We start from the raw sequence: 16,655 nt of genomic DNA on the forward strand, positions 1-16,655 counted from the left end.
CCTGATAAGAAAGGCGCTTGCGCCCAGTTTAGAGGGCTACTTTCTGCGTCAGCAACACGTTGTTTTTCCACAGAATCAGCTCCGACCGGGCCTTAGCCGCACTACGTACCAAGGTCCTCTCCGCGGATGGGGTGGATGGCGTCTGCAGCCAACGGTCGCGCTTTGCGGCATACTGTAGAAGTCACCTTCTGTCAGGAAAGGAACCCCACCATGGAAGTTGCAACAGTTGGACTGGATCTTGGTAAGGACGTTTTCCAAGCTCACGGTATCACCTCGGACGGTACGATCGTCTTCAATCGAACAATTCGGTGTCAACGCCGGAGTAAAACCGCGCTAGTCGCCGGAGCAATAGTGGGCCACTTGGTAGGATCTGGCCAGAGTAAAACTGCGCCACTTTTGAGATGTGGGTTTGTCCATAGACCCGCATTGCGGAGTGCCCCCGCAGAGCAACGAAGCTGTGCGGGACTGTGGTCAAACCGAACCGGGCCTTCAATGACTGCGAAGAGAAGTGTGACCCGGATGAGAGACACCGATTCCTACAGCATGGAAATGAAACGATGAAATGAACTTGACCCAAACGCCCGATTAGAGAAGTGGCCATTAGAGGAAATGAGGGAGTTCATTCGTCGTAGGACGTTGGAACCTGTTCAATTCTTCAGGAAATGAGATTCAAAACGGAGAGTGAAACAACCAAGAATAGGATTGTCATTATACCACCGCTCTTGATGAAATCAGTTACCTTATAGCCTGCAGGCCCCATGATGAGGGCGTTGACCTGATGTGTCGGAATAAGGAACGAGTTCGAGGTTGATATGGCAACAGTCAGTGCAAATATCGCAGGATCTCCACCTGCTGCCACTGCGATTGACACGGCGAGCGGCACTAAGAGAACAGTGGCACCAACGTTTGACATGATCAGAGTGAAAACCGTGGCAATAATCGCAAGCCCTGCTTGCAAGGACCAAATTGGCCATCCATCTAGAAGAAGAAGGACCTGCTGGGCGATCCAGGCCGCCGTTCCGGACGATTGTACCGCTTGCCCAAGGGGAATGAGACTTGCCAGCAGGAAGACCGTGCTCCAACTGACAGCCTCATAGGCGTCGTCTATATCGAGAACGCCGGTCAGGATCATCCCGACAGCGCCCGTTAGCAGGCAAAGTGATAGGCGCAGATCGGTGAACAGAATTAGAAACAGAGAAATTGCAAAGAACAGCAGCGCCCAACTCACCTTTGTTGGCCGCAGTTCTTCTTGTGGGAAATCGGTTGTGACCACTACAAAATCGCGATCACGGCTCAATCGTGTTAGGGCTTCCCACGTGCTGAGAATGACCAATGTATCGCCAGCGCGAAAGGGTACTTCGCCGATTTGTGTCGGTTCATGATCTTCCGTGGCAACAAGGCTCAGGGTTTCTTCGCCTCGATGTATGGCTAACATGCTGGCCCCGTAGGTTTTGCGAAACACGACGTCATGTGCACACTTTCCAATCAAGGAGGACCCCGGCGGGATGACCACCTCGGCGACTCCGGATCGGGTCGGGGCGTAATCCTCGGCAAACACATCCAATTTTTCATGCAGGATGAAACCCGCATCCTGCGCCATGTGCTGCACTTCCTTTTTTCGGCCCAACACAGCCAACCGACATGGCGCTGTGATCTCCGTTTGAATGACCGGCGCAAACCATGTTTTCCCATGGTAAGCGCTGCCGATGATGTAGACGTGGTATCGCTGGATGACGTCGTCAAACGTCTCTCCGACGACTGCGTTACCTTTAGGAATGGTAATTTCGAAAATGTCGGTCTTCAGGCCGTATAGCTCTTTGAGGTATTCCTTCATAGAGCGCCCGCTAGTGGCATCTCCACCCTTCTTTGTCGCTGGCAGAACCCAACGCCCAAAAATCACAAAGTAGAGGATCCCCGTGGCAACCAGAGCGATGCCTACTGGTGCCACTGAAAAGAGCCCAAAGGTATCCATCTGCTGGGAACCAGGAAGAGACTGGTTGGCCGTCATGATCAAATCATTAAGCAAGATCAGCGGTGACGAACCCACCATAGTTATCGTGCCGCCAAGAATGGCGCAAAACCCCATCGGCATCAGCAATCTGCTGAGTGGGATTTCAGTGCGAACAGATATCCGGCTGACAACGGGCAAAAACAATGCGGCGGCACCGACGTTTTGCATAAAAGACGAAATGACGCCCACTGCGCCTGAGATGATTGGCACCACCCGCCCCTCTGAGTTTCCGCCATATTTCAGGATCAGCGCGGCAACTTTGCTCATCAAACCGGTCTTATCCAGCCCTGCGCCAATGATCATCACTGCAATTATTGAAACCACAGCATTGGAGGCGAGACCATTGAAAAGCTGGCTGACGTCAGCAAGTGACCCCAGACCCGGAAGCTGGCTTAGGAGGCCAAGCAGCACCATGATAAGAATAGCCGCGAAATCAATTCGAACCACTTCTGAAACGAACAATAGGATAGTGAAACCCAATAGGCCGAGGACAACCGCCATCTCAAATGTCAAACTGATTGGGTCCACTTCTGACGCCTCCTCTGACAAGGTTAAACAGATAGTGGCGATCTGCCAAATGATTGTCCGTCATCAAATGGTTTGAGACAGCCTTCGGACAAACCGGACTTGCTGCAAGTGCAAGCGGCTCGCCAGTTATTAGCCGCCCAAGTGGGAGCGACGGCTTCTAATTTTGGACTGTGCGACGCGATGAGATCAGCGTTGGTCATACGGATGTCCGAGAGCTGTTCTGCGCTCAGGAGAGTGCGGCAGGACGCCGCATTGATAACAGGCACGTCGCTCCCAAATGCTTCCTAATGTTAATGTTTAGAGCCGGGGAAGTAAGATGTTCAAAGGATTAGGAATTTCAACTGCTATTATCTGTATTGGAATGCTGGGTTTACCGGTCCTCATGGTAGCCTTTAATTAGCGTAATTGGCTGTGAAGAAGGGAGCGACCCTTATTGGGACCGGATCATAGGTGTATCCATGAGCCTTGCGTCAGTTGGGTTGATACAGCAGCACGGTGACCACGCTTCTTTGGTGCCAAGCGTTGCTGTTTTCTGTGGTTATTCCGGCGGATCTGATCTTGGAATTCGCCCATACGGGCTGCTAGAAGTCAGCTGGCGATTTGTGTCGCATGACGGCTGCATCTCTTGGAGCGGTCGTTGGTGACCGCCGGTTTGTTGATAGCTTGCCTCTTTCAGCCGTTGTCGCCCCAGACTACTGTATCTGGGGCGTTTCGCGTGCAGTTTGACTTACCCTGTTGCGGGTTTATAGCTGGCGGCGGCTTTCCCGGCTGCAGCCATCGCCCCCATTGCCTCCCTGCTGGTCATAAGCTTGGTCGTGGCTCCACCTGAAAAAGCGCCAGAGGCACCGACAGCCAACGCCCCAGCGGCCATGGCCTCATCGGTAGGCGCTTCAATCAGTGCGACGACGTCATCTGCACCAAAACAGAAGAATAGGTGATGCAATTTGCCTCCAACTGCTTCGATCAATGGGCGCGCGGCCGCCTCTCGGTCCTGTGGTTTGTTCACCATCGCTTTGATGGCATCTGCCGTATAACGAGCCTGAAACATGTAGAATGGCATGGTTCCCTCCCTTTCTTAAGAGGACCACTCAATACCACAATTTGCCCGTTTTATCGACAACAGAAGATCGAATGCTGGCCGCTTCGGGCTCACAGGAGACTTTGCCGCACATTGCACCAAGGACGGAAGCGCGGGACGAACCCGCCTTTTGCTGGTGCAGCGAGTGCTGACGCAGCATTTTTTCGCATGTGCAGTGGCACGCATTTGCAGCGCAGCGGATTTCACCAGAGCAGCCATTGAGAAGGTCAAAATTGGGCATTCCCAAACCACCCTTTCGCTGGGCGCGGTGCCAACAATCGGGTCGCGGACAAAGCCGCCGGTCGTTCTGTCGATCCACGTTCAATTCGTCAAAACTGCGACTGCACTGAATAAAATTGACTAATTCACAGGTGCATTGCAGTCTCGCTCGATGGACACATCCTCGCTGGCCGCTATTCTGATGCCCATTGCATTGATCCAGTTTGTTGGCTGGGCCACGCCGGGGCCAAACCATCTGACCATTATTACAGCTTCAGTCACGGCCGGGCGGGGTGCCGGACTTCGGGCGGCGATGGGGATCGCCACGGGTGCGCTGGTATGGTCATTGATCGCCGTTTCTGGGATCGCGGTGGTTTTCCAGCTTGTGCCGCCACTTTACTTTGGCTTGCGAGCCATAGGTGCAATGTATCTGATCTATCTTGGCATAAATGCGTTTCGCGCTGCTCGACGCGGCGGTGTATTTAAGCTTGAAGCAGACACCACTTCACCCGCAACACATGAACCATTCCGGACTGCCTTTTTGGTAATGATGACAAATCCGAAGGCAGTATTGTTTTTTGGTTCAATATTGACCGCCTTTATCCCTCCGGACGGGCCACAGTGGCTGATGGTTGTCATCGCATTTCAGATTGGGCTTGTCGGTGCGGTTCTCAATGCATTTGCGGCGCTGTTCTTTTCGTCGCCGCCCGTCATGCGTGGTTTTCAGGCGGCCAGCTATCCGATGTCGCTTCTGGTCGGTGTACTCTTCATCGGCCTTGGAATGGTGGTCGCGTGGGATGTCGTTGGCGACTTTTTGTAAGCACCCCAATGAAAAGCTATGGATTCCAGAACCTTGGTTTCATCTGACCAACTCTGCGCCTAAAATATTGTCAGCTTCGGGCTCTGCCCGTCATTCTCTGCTGGTTGCATAAATGGCAGGTCTGGGATTTCCTGCCGTTCGCTGCGGGCTGAATGAACTGACACACTGCGGACCTTGCTGCCGTTCCCTTGGTGCATTTCAATGTCGGCTTTCAGTTTCCTTGCTTCATTAGGGCAAAAGGCAGACAGTTTAGCGATTAGACGCCATAACTTTGATAAGATGTGCGCAGTCGCACGTCAGGAAAGACTGATATCATGGACTATGCTGAAAAAATATCCACTCATTATGGGCACGGAAACCTGTTGACGGCCATTGAGGCGGGGCTTGAAGCGCAAGGCATCAAAGCAGAAAATGCAAGTGTTGAGGATCTTGGGCCGGTCGATGAATTTCATATCGGCGGGCGAAGCGCGAGTGCACATTTTCTGAACCAGCTTGGAATTATGCCCTCTCACTCGATCCTTGACGTCGGGTGTGGCTTGGGAGGATCGGCGCGTTTTGCGGCAAAAACCTATGGTGCAAGGGTAGTAGGTGTCGATTTGACCCCTGAATACGTCGAAACAGGGAAGGCGCTTTGCGATTGGGTTGGACTGTCCGATCGCGTCGAGCTTCATCAAGGAAGTGCACTCTCTCTGCCGTTTGAGGCGGAGTGTTTCGACGGTGCGTTCATGATGCATGTGGGCATGAATATCCAAGACAAGCGAACCCTAATTGCTGAGGTGTCACGTGTTCTCAAACCCGGAGCGAAATTTGGCATCTACGATATCATGAAAACCAATGACGAAGAGCTGATCTACCCCGTACCATGGGCAACTACGTCCGAGACGAGTTGGCTAACGGGCCCGAAAGACTACCGAGCGGCGTTTGAGGCTGGCGGATTTGCGGTCGTAGAAGAAAACAATCGCCGCGAGTTTGCGATGGATTTTTTCAAGAAGATGAAGGCGACCGGCGACGCCGCAGGAGGCCCGCCGCCTTTGGGCTTGCACGTTCTCATGCAGCAATCGAGTGCAGAAAAAATCCCGAATATGGTCGCGAACTTGGCTGAAAATCGAATTTCGCCCATCGAAATGATCGCGGTGAAAGGCGCTTAGACCGCACGGTCTATGCGTGGTTACTTGCTTATGATTAATGTGATCGCTCTGAAGACGAGCGTAATTGCCGACATTCGCCGTGCCGCAACAACCAGACCACTTGGGCTCTTCCGAAACTTCCGCCGCGATATGAACCAAGGGCCATTCTGGGATGAAGCGGCATTCGCTGCGCGCTGCATGAACTAGCTAGATTCGGACGCAGCAGTCATTGTCCGATTGCTAGAATACTTCTGGCGCTTGGACCAAGGGCCCCCAAGCTTTGGGGTCAGGTAAACCAACACTCGACCAAGCTTCTTGCAAGACTCTGGAGTCAGCCGAACGTGTACGAGGCAAGTCATCTAAAATTTCGAACCAAGGCATTTTGCTTTCGATTCCCGAGTGGACTGACGGCGCAAATTTCTCTGGCTGATCGAGGCTCGACGTGTGCAGAACCAAGTATGCGGTTTCACGTGGCCGTACCAGTTTGTAAGTTAGGCTCGCTCCACATTTCGGACAGAAGCCACGTTTCGCTATTGGCGTAGAATCGAAATAGTGCGGTTCTTCGCCCAGAAATCGAACAGCGGAGGCGGGAAAGGCTGTCCATGCATTCACCACTGAACCGGAGAATTTTCGACAACAGCTACAATGACAATATCCGGTGCTGATCGCCGGAGCATTGACTTCATACCGAATGGACCCACAAAGACAGCCGCCTTTTGTTAACTTTTCCGCCAATTCATCCTCATCGAAATCCAGAAAGCCTCCTGTTTCGCCGGGTTTTGATTGGGTCATGTAGACATGGATTGGGGTATCAGTAGTTTTCAATTGTTTATGACCACAGTCTATAAGAGGAAGATCAAACTTGCCCCTAATCTGGTCCATCACTTCGCTTGATATGGCGATACCGCCCGGTTCTGCCATCGCTTCAAGTCGAGCCGCTATATTGACCCCATCTCCCAGTAGATCCACTCCTCGCACCACTACATCGCCGACAGAGATGCCAATACGAAGTACAAGCAAGTCGTCGGTGTCTGATTGGCGCGCTTCAAGCGCAGATGCTTTTTGAATACCGACCGCACAGTTAACCGCTTCAATGATACTCGAGAATTCGGCGAGAAATCCGTCGCCGGTGGACTTGAACACACGGCCTCGGTTTGCTTCAACCTGCATACCAATGACTTCACGCTCCAGACGTTCCAATCTCGCCAGTGTTCCGCTTTCGTCGCGTGAGACAAGCCCCGCAAAACCCACGACATCTATTGCCAAAATCGCTGCCAGCTTACGTTCCATGTTCACTCCTTTGAAACAGCCGGACGGAATTGGACACCTAGGCTATCATTTCCATAAAACATATCCAAAGGGAAATGGGGCCGAAAAATCATCTTTCTGACAACGCGACCTGTGACCGATCTGGGCTCGAACCGGACATCTGACTGTTTTTCTCTGGAAAATTGTCCTCAGTCGCCACGAAGGTCGGTTGAGCGGACGAAGCAGACTTTCACTTACTGCTGAGTTACCATTTGTTGCATTTTTGGGTTACAGAGCGGTAATGAGTTCGATGCGCGAATTACGGGCGCGTCCCTCCGGCGAAGCAGACGACGCTATTGGCTCGTTATGTACGCTTTCAACCGTCCAAGTGATCGCCGGCCCAAGCTCAAGTGAAGTAAGAGCAACTTCAAGCCATTCTGCCCGCCTGTCAGTTAGATCGATTGCAGCCTTATCCAGAGAGCCGTCCCCGTGGACCCGTACAAGAACTTGCTGTTCTTGCCCGTCTTTTAAACTGTCCAAGCCAGCCACCAGAAGATCCATGCCCTCAACGCTGAAACGGCTGGAGCCATTCTCAAAAACTGCCAAGGAGGAGACTCTGACGGTCATGTAGTTACTGGCTGAGGAAACAGAAATCTGTCCTCGCTCAATTTCGGGTTCAAGAGCACGGGCGACTGATTTAAATCTTGAAGGAGACGCACCTGGCCCTTGCCCAGGTGTCCGCGCTTTCAGATAGCGCCTGATTGTGCCCACCAATTCGGGGTTCTTTACCAGACCGGTATCAAGCAGAAACTCCAGATTCGAGGCGGCTTGGTCTGGTTCTGCAATCTCGATCATTGCGATGATCCGGGCATTTTCCGCAGCATGTCGGCCCGATTCTCTGTTTTCCGCCGAATTGAAGACAGCGATGCCCGCGTTGACCATGCCCGCAAGCGCTGCCGCAAGTACTGCGACAATCAACGGGGAATTCCATGCACCATTCTTCTCAGTCATAAGTTTCCGTCCCACCCTTTCCCATCTTGATAGCATCGTAGCAGGAAAATCGGCAACGGCAGGTCGCAATGCGGCGTCTCGGCAACGCAAACAGTCCACACAGGCCACGATCTGTTTGCGCTAGAAAATAAGGTGAACCGGCAGCGTCTTAAAAGGGCTATCAACGGTCATCGGATGCGGCGCAGCATGATCAGTAAAATGGTTCTACTGGTCAGCACGAGCGGCCCGCAGCTGCCGTCCATCACTCTATCCGATACGGAAGCGCGGCTTCTCCAGACCGGTCATTGATGCACTGTGTAACATTTTTCCGGATTAACCGTCGGTCTGCGGACAAACCCGTCATTCCCAGTGCGCAGGTTACGTTTCCTTTTTTCCAGGCGCACTTATCATCTTTTTGAATCGTGGATGGTCGCGCAGCGAGGTGAAATCGGGATCGTTTCGCGTCCAATCTCGTTGAACGTGACCGAGGCCCGGATAGATCTCTTCGAGCCAGCTTAACGCGCGCTCGGTCTCTCCAAGAAGGGCAAGAGTACAAGCAGTATTGTAGCCGTTGGTGGTGCGACCGTCCGGGTCCATCGCATCGGCGCGATCCAACCTCGCGCGGGCCTCTTCAAACCTGCCAAGACCTGCGAGAACGCACGCCGACAGTTCAAGCGGATCGCGGTAGCCGGGGTTGAGCTGCACCGCCTCGTCCGCACGCTTGATCCCCATTTCGAGGTAACGTTCGCGTTCTTCAAGGCGGCCGAGATCTTCGAGGTCCGCAATAAGCAGCAGAGGAGAGCGGTAGTCGTCGGGTCTGATTTCGAGCGCCCTTATGAAGTGGTACGCGCTGCGTGCAGGGTCCAGTTGGCCCCGACAGTAGCGTGCGAAATTGTGATGCGCATCATAGCAGAGCGGGTCGAGCGACAGCGCCTTTCGATAAGCCACAACCGCGGCATCGTTCTGCCCAGCTATATGCAGGGCCAGCCCAAGGCCAGCATGCGCCTCTGCGAGGTTCGGATCCAGGTCGATGGCGCGTCGGGCCATGGCAACTATGTCCTCGGGCGCGTATTTCGTGCCAAACCAGTCGTTCAACCGAGCTTCGCATTCGGCCAGGCCCACGTAGGCGCGAGCGTAATCCGGGTCGTGTTGCAGCGCCTCCAGAAACAGCATACGCGCCTCTCCGAGGTATTTCCGGGTCCGCATGTGAAAAAATTTACGGCCCTTTAGATAGAGAGTGTAGGCGTCGGCGTTTCCGGTGGGCGCAGTGCTGGTGGTTTCGGTTTCGAGAAGCCGGACCTGCAGCTGGTCGACGATCGTTTTGGTGATCTCGTCCTGCAGGGTAAAGATGTCCGAAATGTCGCGGTCATAGCGGTCGGCCCAGAGGTGGCCACCCGTGACACCATCGATCAGCTGGGCGGTGATGCGGACACGGTTTCCGGCCTTGCGAACACTGCCTTCGAGTATGTTTCGAACGCCGAGGTCGCGGGCAATCTCCTGCATGTTCGAGGGTCGGTCCTTGTAGACGAAGGTCGAGTTTCGGCTGACGACGAAGAGGCCCGAGAGCTTGGAGAGGTCGGTGATTAGGTCTTCAGTGATTCCATCGGCAAAATATTCTTGCTCAGGGTCGCCGCTCATGTTCGCGAAAGGAAGAACGGCTATGGTCGGGCGGCTTGCGGTATCTGCCATAGCGGGTTGCTTTTCGGCGGCTTTAGAGTGCACGTGGAAGATCGGTACTGTGCCTTCAATATTTTTCAGCAGTTGTTCACCGGCGGCCTCAAAGGCGATGTCGAGCCGGTTGCCGACTTGGTCGCGTACGACGCCGGAGACCGCAACGCAGCCGGGGCGTGCCAGCGCCTCAATTCGGGCAGCAATGTTAACACCGTCACCAAATACATCACCCTCCTCGAATAGCACGTCGCCAATATTCACGCCCATGCGAAAGCGGATCTGCCGATCCTCAGGTACGTCGACGTTGCGTTCGGCCATTGCCTGCTGAATTTTGAGCGCGGATTCCAACGCGCTGACAATGCTGGAAAACTCGGCGAGTATGCCATCGCCCATTAGCTTGACGATGCGTCCGCCTGCGGCGCTGATAGCGCCGTCGATCACCCCAATGCGAATTTCGCTCAGCGCGTTCAATGTGGCAACTTCGTTAGCGCCCATAAGGCGGCTATAGCCTACTACGTCAGCAGCGAGGATGGCAGCGAGTCGTCGTTCCATAGATACTCATCAATTCTGATTAATTGGAACATATCACTGTTGGAGGTGTTGAACAGCATTCGATGCTTCGTTCCCTGCTGCGAACAAATCTGGGTTCAATGCAGATCAGATAGATATCTGCCAAATTTTCCGATTCGGGCTCGCAGCCGTCACGCGGCAGTGCAGAGAATGTCCCATTTTCGAGGCCATTTGAACGTCGGCTTTAAACGTAGCGGCATGATTGGTTCGCTTCTGCCGCGAAAGTCCGGAATCCGCCGTTGTGGGTTATTGCGGTGCGGCACGCATCGAGGACCCCTGCCCTAGTACCTAAGAACAGCCCAACATTTCGCACCGGAAATATGCACCACCCAATTCAGCTTGGTTTCATGGCTCTACCGAGTTGTTGCAAATATCATGAATTTGCACCAAGCCCGCCCTGCTCGTTCTCAATCCGGTATTGCCCTGAGAATGTATTCGAGACTTTCCTGCCCCAGCCGAATATGGCATTCGATATCTTCGCACTCCTGCGGATCGTCCTCAGTTTCCAGAAGGGTTGTGAGATCTCTGATCCCATCACGCAGAACCTCCTTCGTTCGAATTAAATCATCGTATTCGACTTTCTCTTCCTTGGTCATCGGACCAGCAAAATGAACGCTGCCAGTCCGGAAGTCGACTTTGACGTGATCCGGATGCGGCAGAGGATCCGGAAGATCTGTGATGCCAAACTTAACGCGCCTTTCGAGTTCGCGCTCCCACTGCACTTTGTAATCGATCGCACCATCTAGAAGCTTGTTGTGCAGCGCGCGGTTGGCGGTCTCGACCGAGGCGAGAAGCTCGGCAAACAGACGCTGTGCCCGATGCTGGCCTCGTGCCGCGTTTACGGAAATTGACCGCATGACGGCCTGCGCGATCGGCAATGTCACATTGCGATGCCCGTCACGAACTGTGATACCCCTATAGGCTTCATCTAAGATGATGTCCTTCATCCGTTCTTCGGCTAATCCTCGCCTCTTGTTCTTCGACCCCCGTGGCCGCCCCTTGGGATTGCCCGATTGCCCTGGCTTAAAGCGGGTCTTTGACGGTGGTTTGCCAAAACCGACCTCGTATTCCGACGGAAGCGTCAGGGCCGGATTGTCCGCCTTCGACCGGCTCATTCCGCCGCCTTCAGCAATGCAGAGGGTGCCGACCAACCGCAGATAAGCTGCTCGGCATCGTCCTTGGCATAGGCTTCCCACCGCGCAAGGATGCGGTCGCAGTAGATCGTGTCGAGCTCACAGAGGAATCCACGGCGACCGGTCTTCTCCGCCGCGATCAAGGTCGATCCCGATCCGCCGAACAGATCCAACACGACATCCCCCCGCCCGGAGACATCGCGGATTGCATCCGCGATCATCTGCACTGGCTTGACCGTCGGGTGCAGCGCCAGTTCTTCCATCCTACCTTTGCGCATGGTGTTCACGCCGCGGTATTGCCAGACGTTGGTACGGTAGCGCCCATGCTGGCCCAGCTCGAACGTATTGATGTGCGGCGCGGTGCCCTTTTTGAAGACAAAGATCAGCTCATGGCGTGAGCGGTAAAAGGTCCCCATGCCGCCATTGTCTTTGGCCCAGACGATGAGGTTCTTCAACTCTGCATACACCCCCTGCCCTGCCTCAAGCATCTCGGCCATGTGCCGCCAGTCCATGCAGAGATAATGGATCGATCCATCAACGCTGTGTTCCGCAAGGTTCCTGAACGCGGCCTTCAGAAACTTGGCGAACTCTGCCGAACTCATCTCTCCTGACGCCATTGCGAACTCGCGATGCTGAGTCTTGCCAGAATTGCCCACATGGCCATCGATGGGCACGTTATAGGGTGGATCGCTAAAGACCATACGTGCCTTCGTCCCATCCATAAGGTCTGCCACAACAACTGGATCCAACGCATCGCCGCAGATCAGCCGATGCGCGCCCAGTTGCCAGACATCACCGGGCCGCACCCGGGGCGGAACATTGACAGGCTGAACATCATCATCCGGGTCGCCTGGCTCTTCCGGTTCGACAGCTTCCATCAGGCTGTCGATTTCCGGAATCGAGAACCCTGTTACGCCGATCTCGAAATCGAGATCGTCACTCATCAGCGCGCCAAGCTCTGCCGCCAGCAGATCCTCGTCCCAGCCCGCATTCAAAGCCAGCTTGTTGTCGGCCAGCACGTAGGCGCGTTTCTCGGTCTCTGACATGTGGTCAAGACGCAGGCACGGTACTTCTGTCATGCCCAGAAGCTTTGCTGCCTCAAGACGGCCATGGCCTGCAAGGATGGTCCGCCGCTCGTCGATAAGCACCGGATTGGTAAACCCGAATTTCTCAATGCTGTCGGCAATCTGTCGGATCTGTTTCTTGGAGTGCGTCCGGGCGTTGTTCGCCCAAGGGCTGAGATCGCGGATTGCGATCTTTTGGATCTGATTAGTCATGGGAATACATTCCTGTGCTTCGCCAAAGCCAAGCAAATGCTCTGACCTAGGCGGTTTGAACTGATAGTGATTTGGGTCGCCACACGCATTCGGGGCAACTCTCTTCGCGGTATCCTCGGGGTGACGCAGCTATTTTCGCAGCGACTTGCCCTTACAATGTATCGCACGCGGGTTGCTCTGTTGTGCAGAGTCCCACAGCTACTAAATACAGCGGCAACTGACCCAATGCAATACTATATGCTGTATTTAAGGATGCGGGAGCTCATTTTGCTATCTCTGTTCTCTGCATTTGGTTCCCTGATAAACGCCACGCATTCCCTGATCGGGAAGCGCCGTTTCCCTGTTCATAAGATAACAGGGAAATGGTTCGTAACACACTGTAATTACGCTGGAAATCACGACATAAATCGCCAAATTCGGCCAATATCCGGCCAAAATGACCAAATTTCCCTGTAAATTCCCTGTAAAACAGGGAATTCTAGCTGAGACCGGTTCGACACAGACTGTGACCACCACCATCCCGCACTTTGGGGTTGAAAAATCCGCTAACACCTTGAAAGGAAAGGTAGTTTTAGCGGTTCGATAACCTTCATTTCGCTTGTAACGCAGAGGCTCGGCAAAGGCCAGTTTCAGCACTGTCCGGTTAAGCGCAATACTTCCTTTTTCGTATATATTACAAGGACTTGCCAGAAACTCCATGGCGTGTTCGATAAACTCCTCGAACCTGCCCTGTGGCGGCACAGTTTGCTCTGCCTGCTCGGCCAGCATGATCTTCTGGCGCTCCAGCTTTTCGATCCGGGTTTCATAGGCTTGAATCACCGAACCATTGGCCGCGCTCACGATCCGGTCCAGCAGAGCTTCAATCTGGCTTTCAATATCCTTGAACTGTTCATCCAGTGTGCTCTTGGCGCTATGCGCCGCAGCAAGGCGCATGTCCCAAACGTCGCTGAACATGGCTCTGGCGAGCGCGATAAGCTGTCTGGCGGGTTGCACCGCGCGCAGGATATCCTCTGCACCCTCTTCAATTTCGGCGCGGGGAATGGACTTGCGTTTGGAATCGCAGCTCGGCGTATCGCAGAGATAATAGGCATAGACCTTCTTGCGGCCCTTGGACCAGCAAGAGGTCATGGCTTCACCGCAATAATCGCACAGCACAAGGCCGCGCAGCGGGAAGTCTTTGTTAATATCCTTGCGCGCAGGCGTATATTCATTGCCGTTCAGGACCGCCCTGATGCGCTCATGTGTGGCAAAGGTAATCAAAGGCTCATGATGGCCTTTGCGCAGAGATACGCCCCAATCCGGCGCTTCAACATAACCCGCATAGACGGGGCGCTGAAGCATGTCTTTCACTTTGGATGGATGCACATAGCCGCTGGCCCCGCTTTTCGGGAAATCCGGTTTGGATTCCAGAAAGCGTTTCACCTCAACCTGCGAGCTAAAGCGCCCGCTGGCATAGCCCTCCAGCGCCTCGGCAATGATTGAAGCCATAGGCTCATCCCGCACCAGCAGTTTGCCGTACACTTTATCCTTGGCATAGCGATAGCCAACCGGCGGATGAAAGACATAGTAGCCTTTCTCGACGCGGGCCTTCATCTTCTGCACCACCTGACGGCTGTTTTGTTCGCGCTCAAGCTGGCCCTGGGCGGCGATCACGGTTTCGATAAACCGGCCTTCCGGGGAGTCCTCAAACTTGAAGTTCAGGCATTCAACCCGTGCCCCGCGCTCGGCAAATGCCCGGCGCAGCTTGATGTGGAATTCGGTATCGCGCGCAAAGCGCTTCAGATCATCGAAGATGACCACATAATTCTGAGCTTTCTCGGATTCCAGATAGGCCAGCATCGCCCGCATCGCTGGACGCTTCATAAAATCGCCGCCGCCGGTGATGTCATCGGGGAACACCATCTCGACCGCGTAGCCGCGTTCTTCGGCGTATTGACGGCAGCGGTGTTCCTGGCTTTCCAGACCATGGCCGTCAGTTTTTTGTTTCCTGTCCGAGACACGGCAGTAAATCAGCGCAGCATGCGCCTTATCCGGTTTAATGGGTCTTTTTTCAATGTGGCCTACCGTTCTGGGCACTGGAGCAGAAATTCTACTCCGGCTCATCGTTAAATGCGGTTTTCAAATCAGGTTTCTTTCAGTTTATCTCATCGGACTCCGATTTTTCGCCCTGATCAAGTTGATATTCAACTTGTCCAGTTTGACCGCGGCTGCGGGTTGATCCCGGTCAAGGCCCCCGGACGCGGAGGTCACCGTTGGCTGGATCTATGCATGTGATTCCGTGCTCTTGTCGATAGATCCACAATGCGGTTGCGACTTGAGATCGCGGATTCAGACCACTGCGGTGTCTAGCCTTTGGAATCTTCAAGTGTATAAACGACCATGCGGCGAGGGACTTGGAGCTGGTCAAAGCCGATCGCGATCAACTGACCGTACTCCTTCAGTATCTTTTCGCCGATCAACATCTGAGTCTCGCTTTCATTCAAGCGAATCCCAGCGGCATCATTCTCCGCCAGTCTTTTGAGTATTGTCTCCCTCGACGTCCAAACTCCCATTTTTTGAGATGTCGAGTGGATCCATCGATTGAGATTGAACGTCAAATCCAGCGCGTCCAATACGGGCGTCTCCTTAGGATAAACAAAGGCGATGGCCTCGGAAGCATGCTCCGTTTCGCTTGGCCGGTTGGCGTAGAAGCGAATGGAATTCACGTCGGAATCTCCCACAAATGGAAGCAAATCTTCTTCCGTCAAACGAGCAATTGCATTGATCCGAATATCATGGATCGTCTCATCAGGTTTGCCCCACAATTTGCTTTGCCTTTCCATCGAGAAAAATCCCAACGCTTGCAAAAGACCTATATATGTCCCGGTGCCATCAAGGTCGGCATCGTCTTCGTCAGCATAGAGACTGAAAGCTCCTGCGGACGGCAAATAGAATCTGTCAAAAATAACACGAACATTTCCTGCAAGCCGTTCTTTCGAGATTGCTTTCTGTTCCGTTGAGAGATGCTCCCAAAGGTGGAACAGCAATTGCTGGCCAAGGTATTGGTTGATCGACCAGGCGTGTTGTTCTGCAATGCCATCAGGTGCTCCGGCAATCAGATATTCCAATGTTGTATCAATGATTTTATCGACATACTGCAACGGATATTCTTCGTAACGATTTAGGCCATCCTCATCCAGAAGCTCTTTCACATGTTTGCGCGTGACATTGACATCACCGCCTCTGACGAGTTCGCCGCTGTTTCGGAGCTTAACACCCCAATAACCGGTCTCAGGATCTTGAGTTTCCCAGATCCATTTTACGAGTTCCTCTTTCCATTCCGATGAGAACGTGAACAGTCCAAGTCTCTCCAGATCCTTGTACGAATCCAGACTTGCAAAGATATATGGTGTTTGCGGCAGATTGGACACGAGCGTTCCGACGGTGGACAGATCATCGAGGTACAGACGCAGTTCCTCTGGTGAGTCCAATTCTTCTAGGAAGCTCAACGGGTATTTGAGCCGCAGCGGTTGACCAACGCTCTCGGCCAGACTTTCCAGATGCTGGATGACGTTCAAGGTTGGCCCAAAATATGTAGGAAGCGGATAGGACGGATCCATAAAAGCCCCGGTGCTCGGATCTTGCAAACTAAGATAAAATTCCAGTTCTTCCTTGTTGTTCGCGAAGTCCGGAATTTTCACGAGACCATCTGCTGTTTTAAGCTGATCAAGATAGCTGTAGAAACGACGGTACGCCTTGATGTAGCGACCGCGATCGAAATCGTAAGCAGCGCCGAGCATCTTGAACTCGAATTCCGCGGTATAGTAGCCTTCAAGATTCCTTTGATTGTTCAGCTCAAATGCTTCGCTCATCCTTTCCTTGAATCCATCTATTTGACTGTATGCGGCTATGCCAAATAGCGAGATTGCCGCGACGCAAACAGCAACCAAAATTGCCCAGACTTTCTTGCGGGTCACCGTCCATTCTCCCGGTATTTCATCAAT

At 53.5% G+C, this 16,655-nt stretch carries 11 protein-coding genes; 2 read left to right on the forward strand and 9 right to left on the reverse strand.

Annotated features, from left to right (window positions below; all coding sequences use genetic code 11):
• Positions 1 to 655: 655 nt before the first annotated feature.
• Both ACEWL3_RS14145 and ACEWL3_RS14150 read right to left on the reverse strand, forming a co-directional pair.
• Positions 656 to 2,539 (reverse strand): SLC13 family permease, encoded by a 1,884-nt coding sequence (locus ACEWL3_RS14145; protein WP_386183817.1) that lies wholly within the window; start codon positions 2,537 to 2,539, stop codon positions 656 to 658.
• 727 nt (positions 2,540 to 3,266) lie between these two features.
• Positions 3,267 to 3,599 (reverse strand): GYD domain-containing protein, encoded by a 333-nt coding sequence (locus ACEWL3_RS14150; protein WP_386183815.1) that lies wholly within the window; start codon positions 3,597 to 3,599, stop codon positions 3,267 to 3,269.
• 409 nt (positions 3,600 to 4,008) lie between these two features.
• Here ACEWL3_RS14150 and ACEWL3_RS14155 point away from each other — a divergent pair, with 409 nt between their 5' ends.
• Both ACEWL3_RS14155 and ACEWL3_RS14160 read left to right on the forward strand, forming a co-directional pair.
• The gene (locus ACEWL3_RS14155) at positions 4,009 to 4,656 is read left to right on the forward strand and encodes a LysE family translocator (protein WP_386183812.1); all 648 of its coding nucleotides are present in this window, start codon (positions 4,009 to 4,011) and stop codon (positions 4,654 to 4,656) included.
• Between the two features lie 314 nt (positions 4,657 to 4,970).
• Complete coding sequence (locus tag ACEWL3_RS14160) at positions 4,971 to 5,804, forward strand: class I SAM-dependent methyltransferase (RefSeq protein WP_386183809.1); 834 nt, start codon at positions 4,971 to 4,973, stop codon at positions 5,802 to 5,804.
• Between the two features lie 219 nt (positions 5,805 to 6,023).
• Here the strand turns inward: ACEWL3_RS14160 and ACEWL3_RS14165 are convergent, their stop codons facing one another.
• The 7 genes from ACEWL3_RS14165 to ACEWL3_RS14195 form a co-directional block, all read right to left on the reverse strand.
• Entirely contained in the window at positions 6,024 to 7,073 is a 1,050-nt protein-coding gene (locus tag ACEWL3_RS14165; RefSeq protein ID WP_386183807.1) for a GFA family protein, read from the reverse strand.
• Positions 7,074 to 7,319: 246 nt separating this feature from the next.
• Positions 7,320 to 8,042: a hypothetical protein gene (locus ACEWL3_RS14170; RefSeq protein WP_386183805.1), complete on the reverse strand. Its 723-nt coding sequence runs from the start codon at positions 8,040 to 8,042 to the stop codon at positions 7,320 to 7,322.
• Between the two features lie 357 nt (positions 8,043 to 8,399).
• Positions 8,400 to 10,244: an adenylate/guanylate cyclase domain-containing protein gene (locus ACEWL3_RS14175; RefSeq protein ID WP_386183802.1), complete on the reverse strand. Its 1,845-nt coding sequence runs from the start codon at positions 10,242 to 10,244 to the stop codon at positions 8,400 to 8,402.
• 425 nt (positions 10,245 to 10,669) lie between these two features.
• Positions 10,670 to 11,377: a DUF5681 domain-containing protein gene (locus ACEWL3_RS14180; RefSeq protein WP_386183800.1), complete on the reverse strand. Its 708-nt coding sequence runs from the start codon at positions 11,375 to 11,377 to the stop codon at positions 10,670 to 10,672.
• Complete coding sequence (locus tag ACEWL3_RS14185; protein ID WP_386183797.1) at positions 11,374 to 12,672, reverse strand: site-specific DNA-methyltransferase; 1,299 nt, start codon at positions 12,670 to 12,672, stop codon at positions 11,374 to 11,376. The genes ACEWL3_RS14180 and ACEWL3_RS14185 overlap by 4 nt, the downstream gene beginning before the upstream one ends.
• A 270-nt stretch (positions 12,673 to 12,942) precedes the next feature.
• Positions 12,943 to 14,775: a recombinase family protein gene (locus ACEWL3_RS14190; RefSeq protein ID WP_435001057.1), complete on the reverse strand. Its 1,833-nt coding sequence runs from the start codon at positions 14,773 to 14,775 to the stop codon at positions 12,943 to 12,945.
• Between the two features lie 242 nt (positions 14,776 to 15,017).
• Complete coding sequence (locus ACEWL3_RS14195; RefSeq protein ID WP_386183794.1) at positions 15,018 to 16,628, reverse strand: hypothetical protein; 1,611 nt, start codon at positions 16,626 to 16,628, stop codon at positions 15,018 to 15,020.
• Between the last annotated feature and the right edge of the window lie 27 nt (positions 16,629 to 16,655).

Source organism: Sulfitobacter sediminivivens (genome assembly GCF_042611115.2).
In the GTDB taxonomy this organism is placed as follows: Bacteria; Pseudomonadota; Alphaproteobacteria; order Rhodobacterales; family Rhodobacteraceae; genus Sulfitobacter; species Sulfitobacter sediminivivens.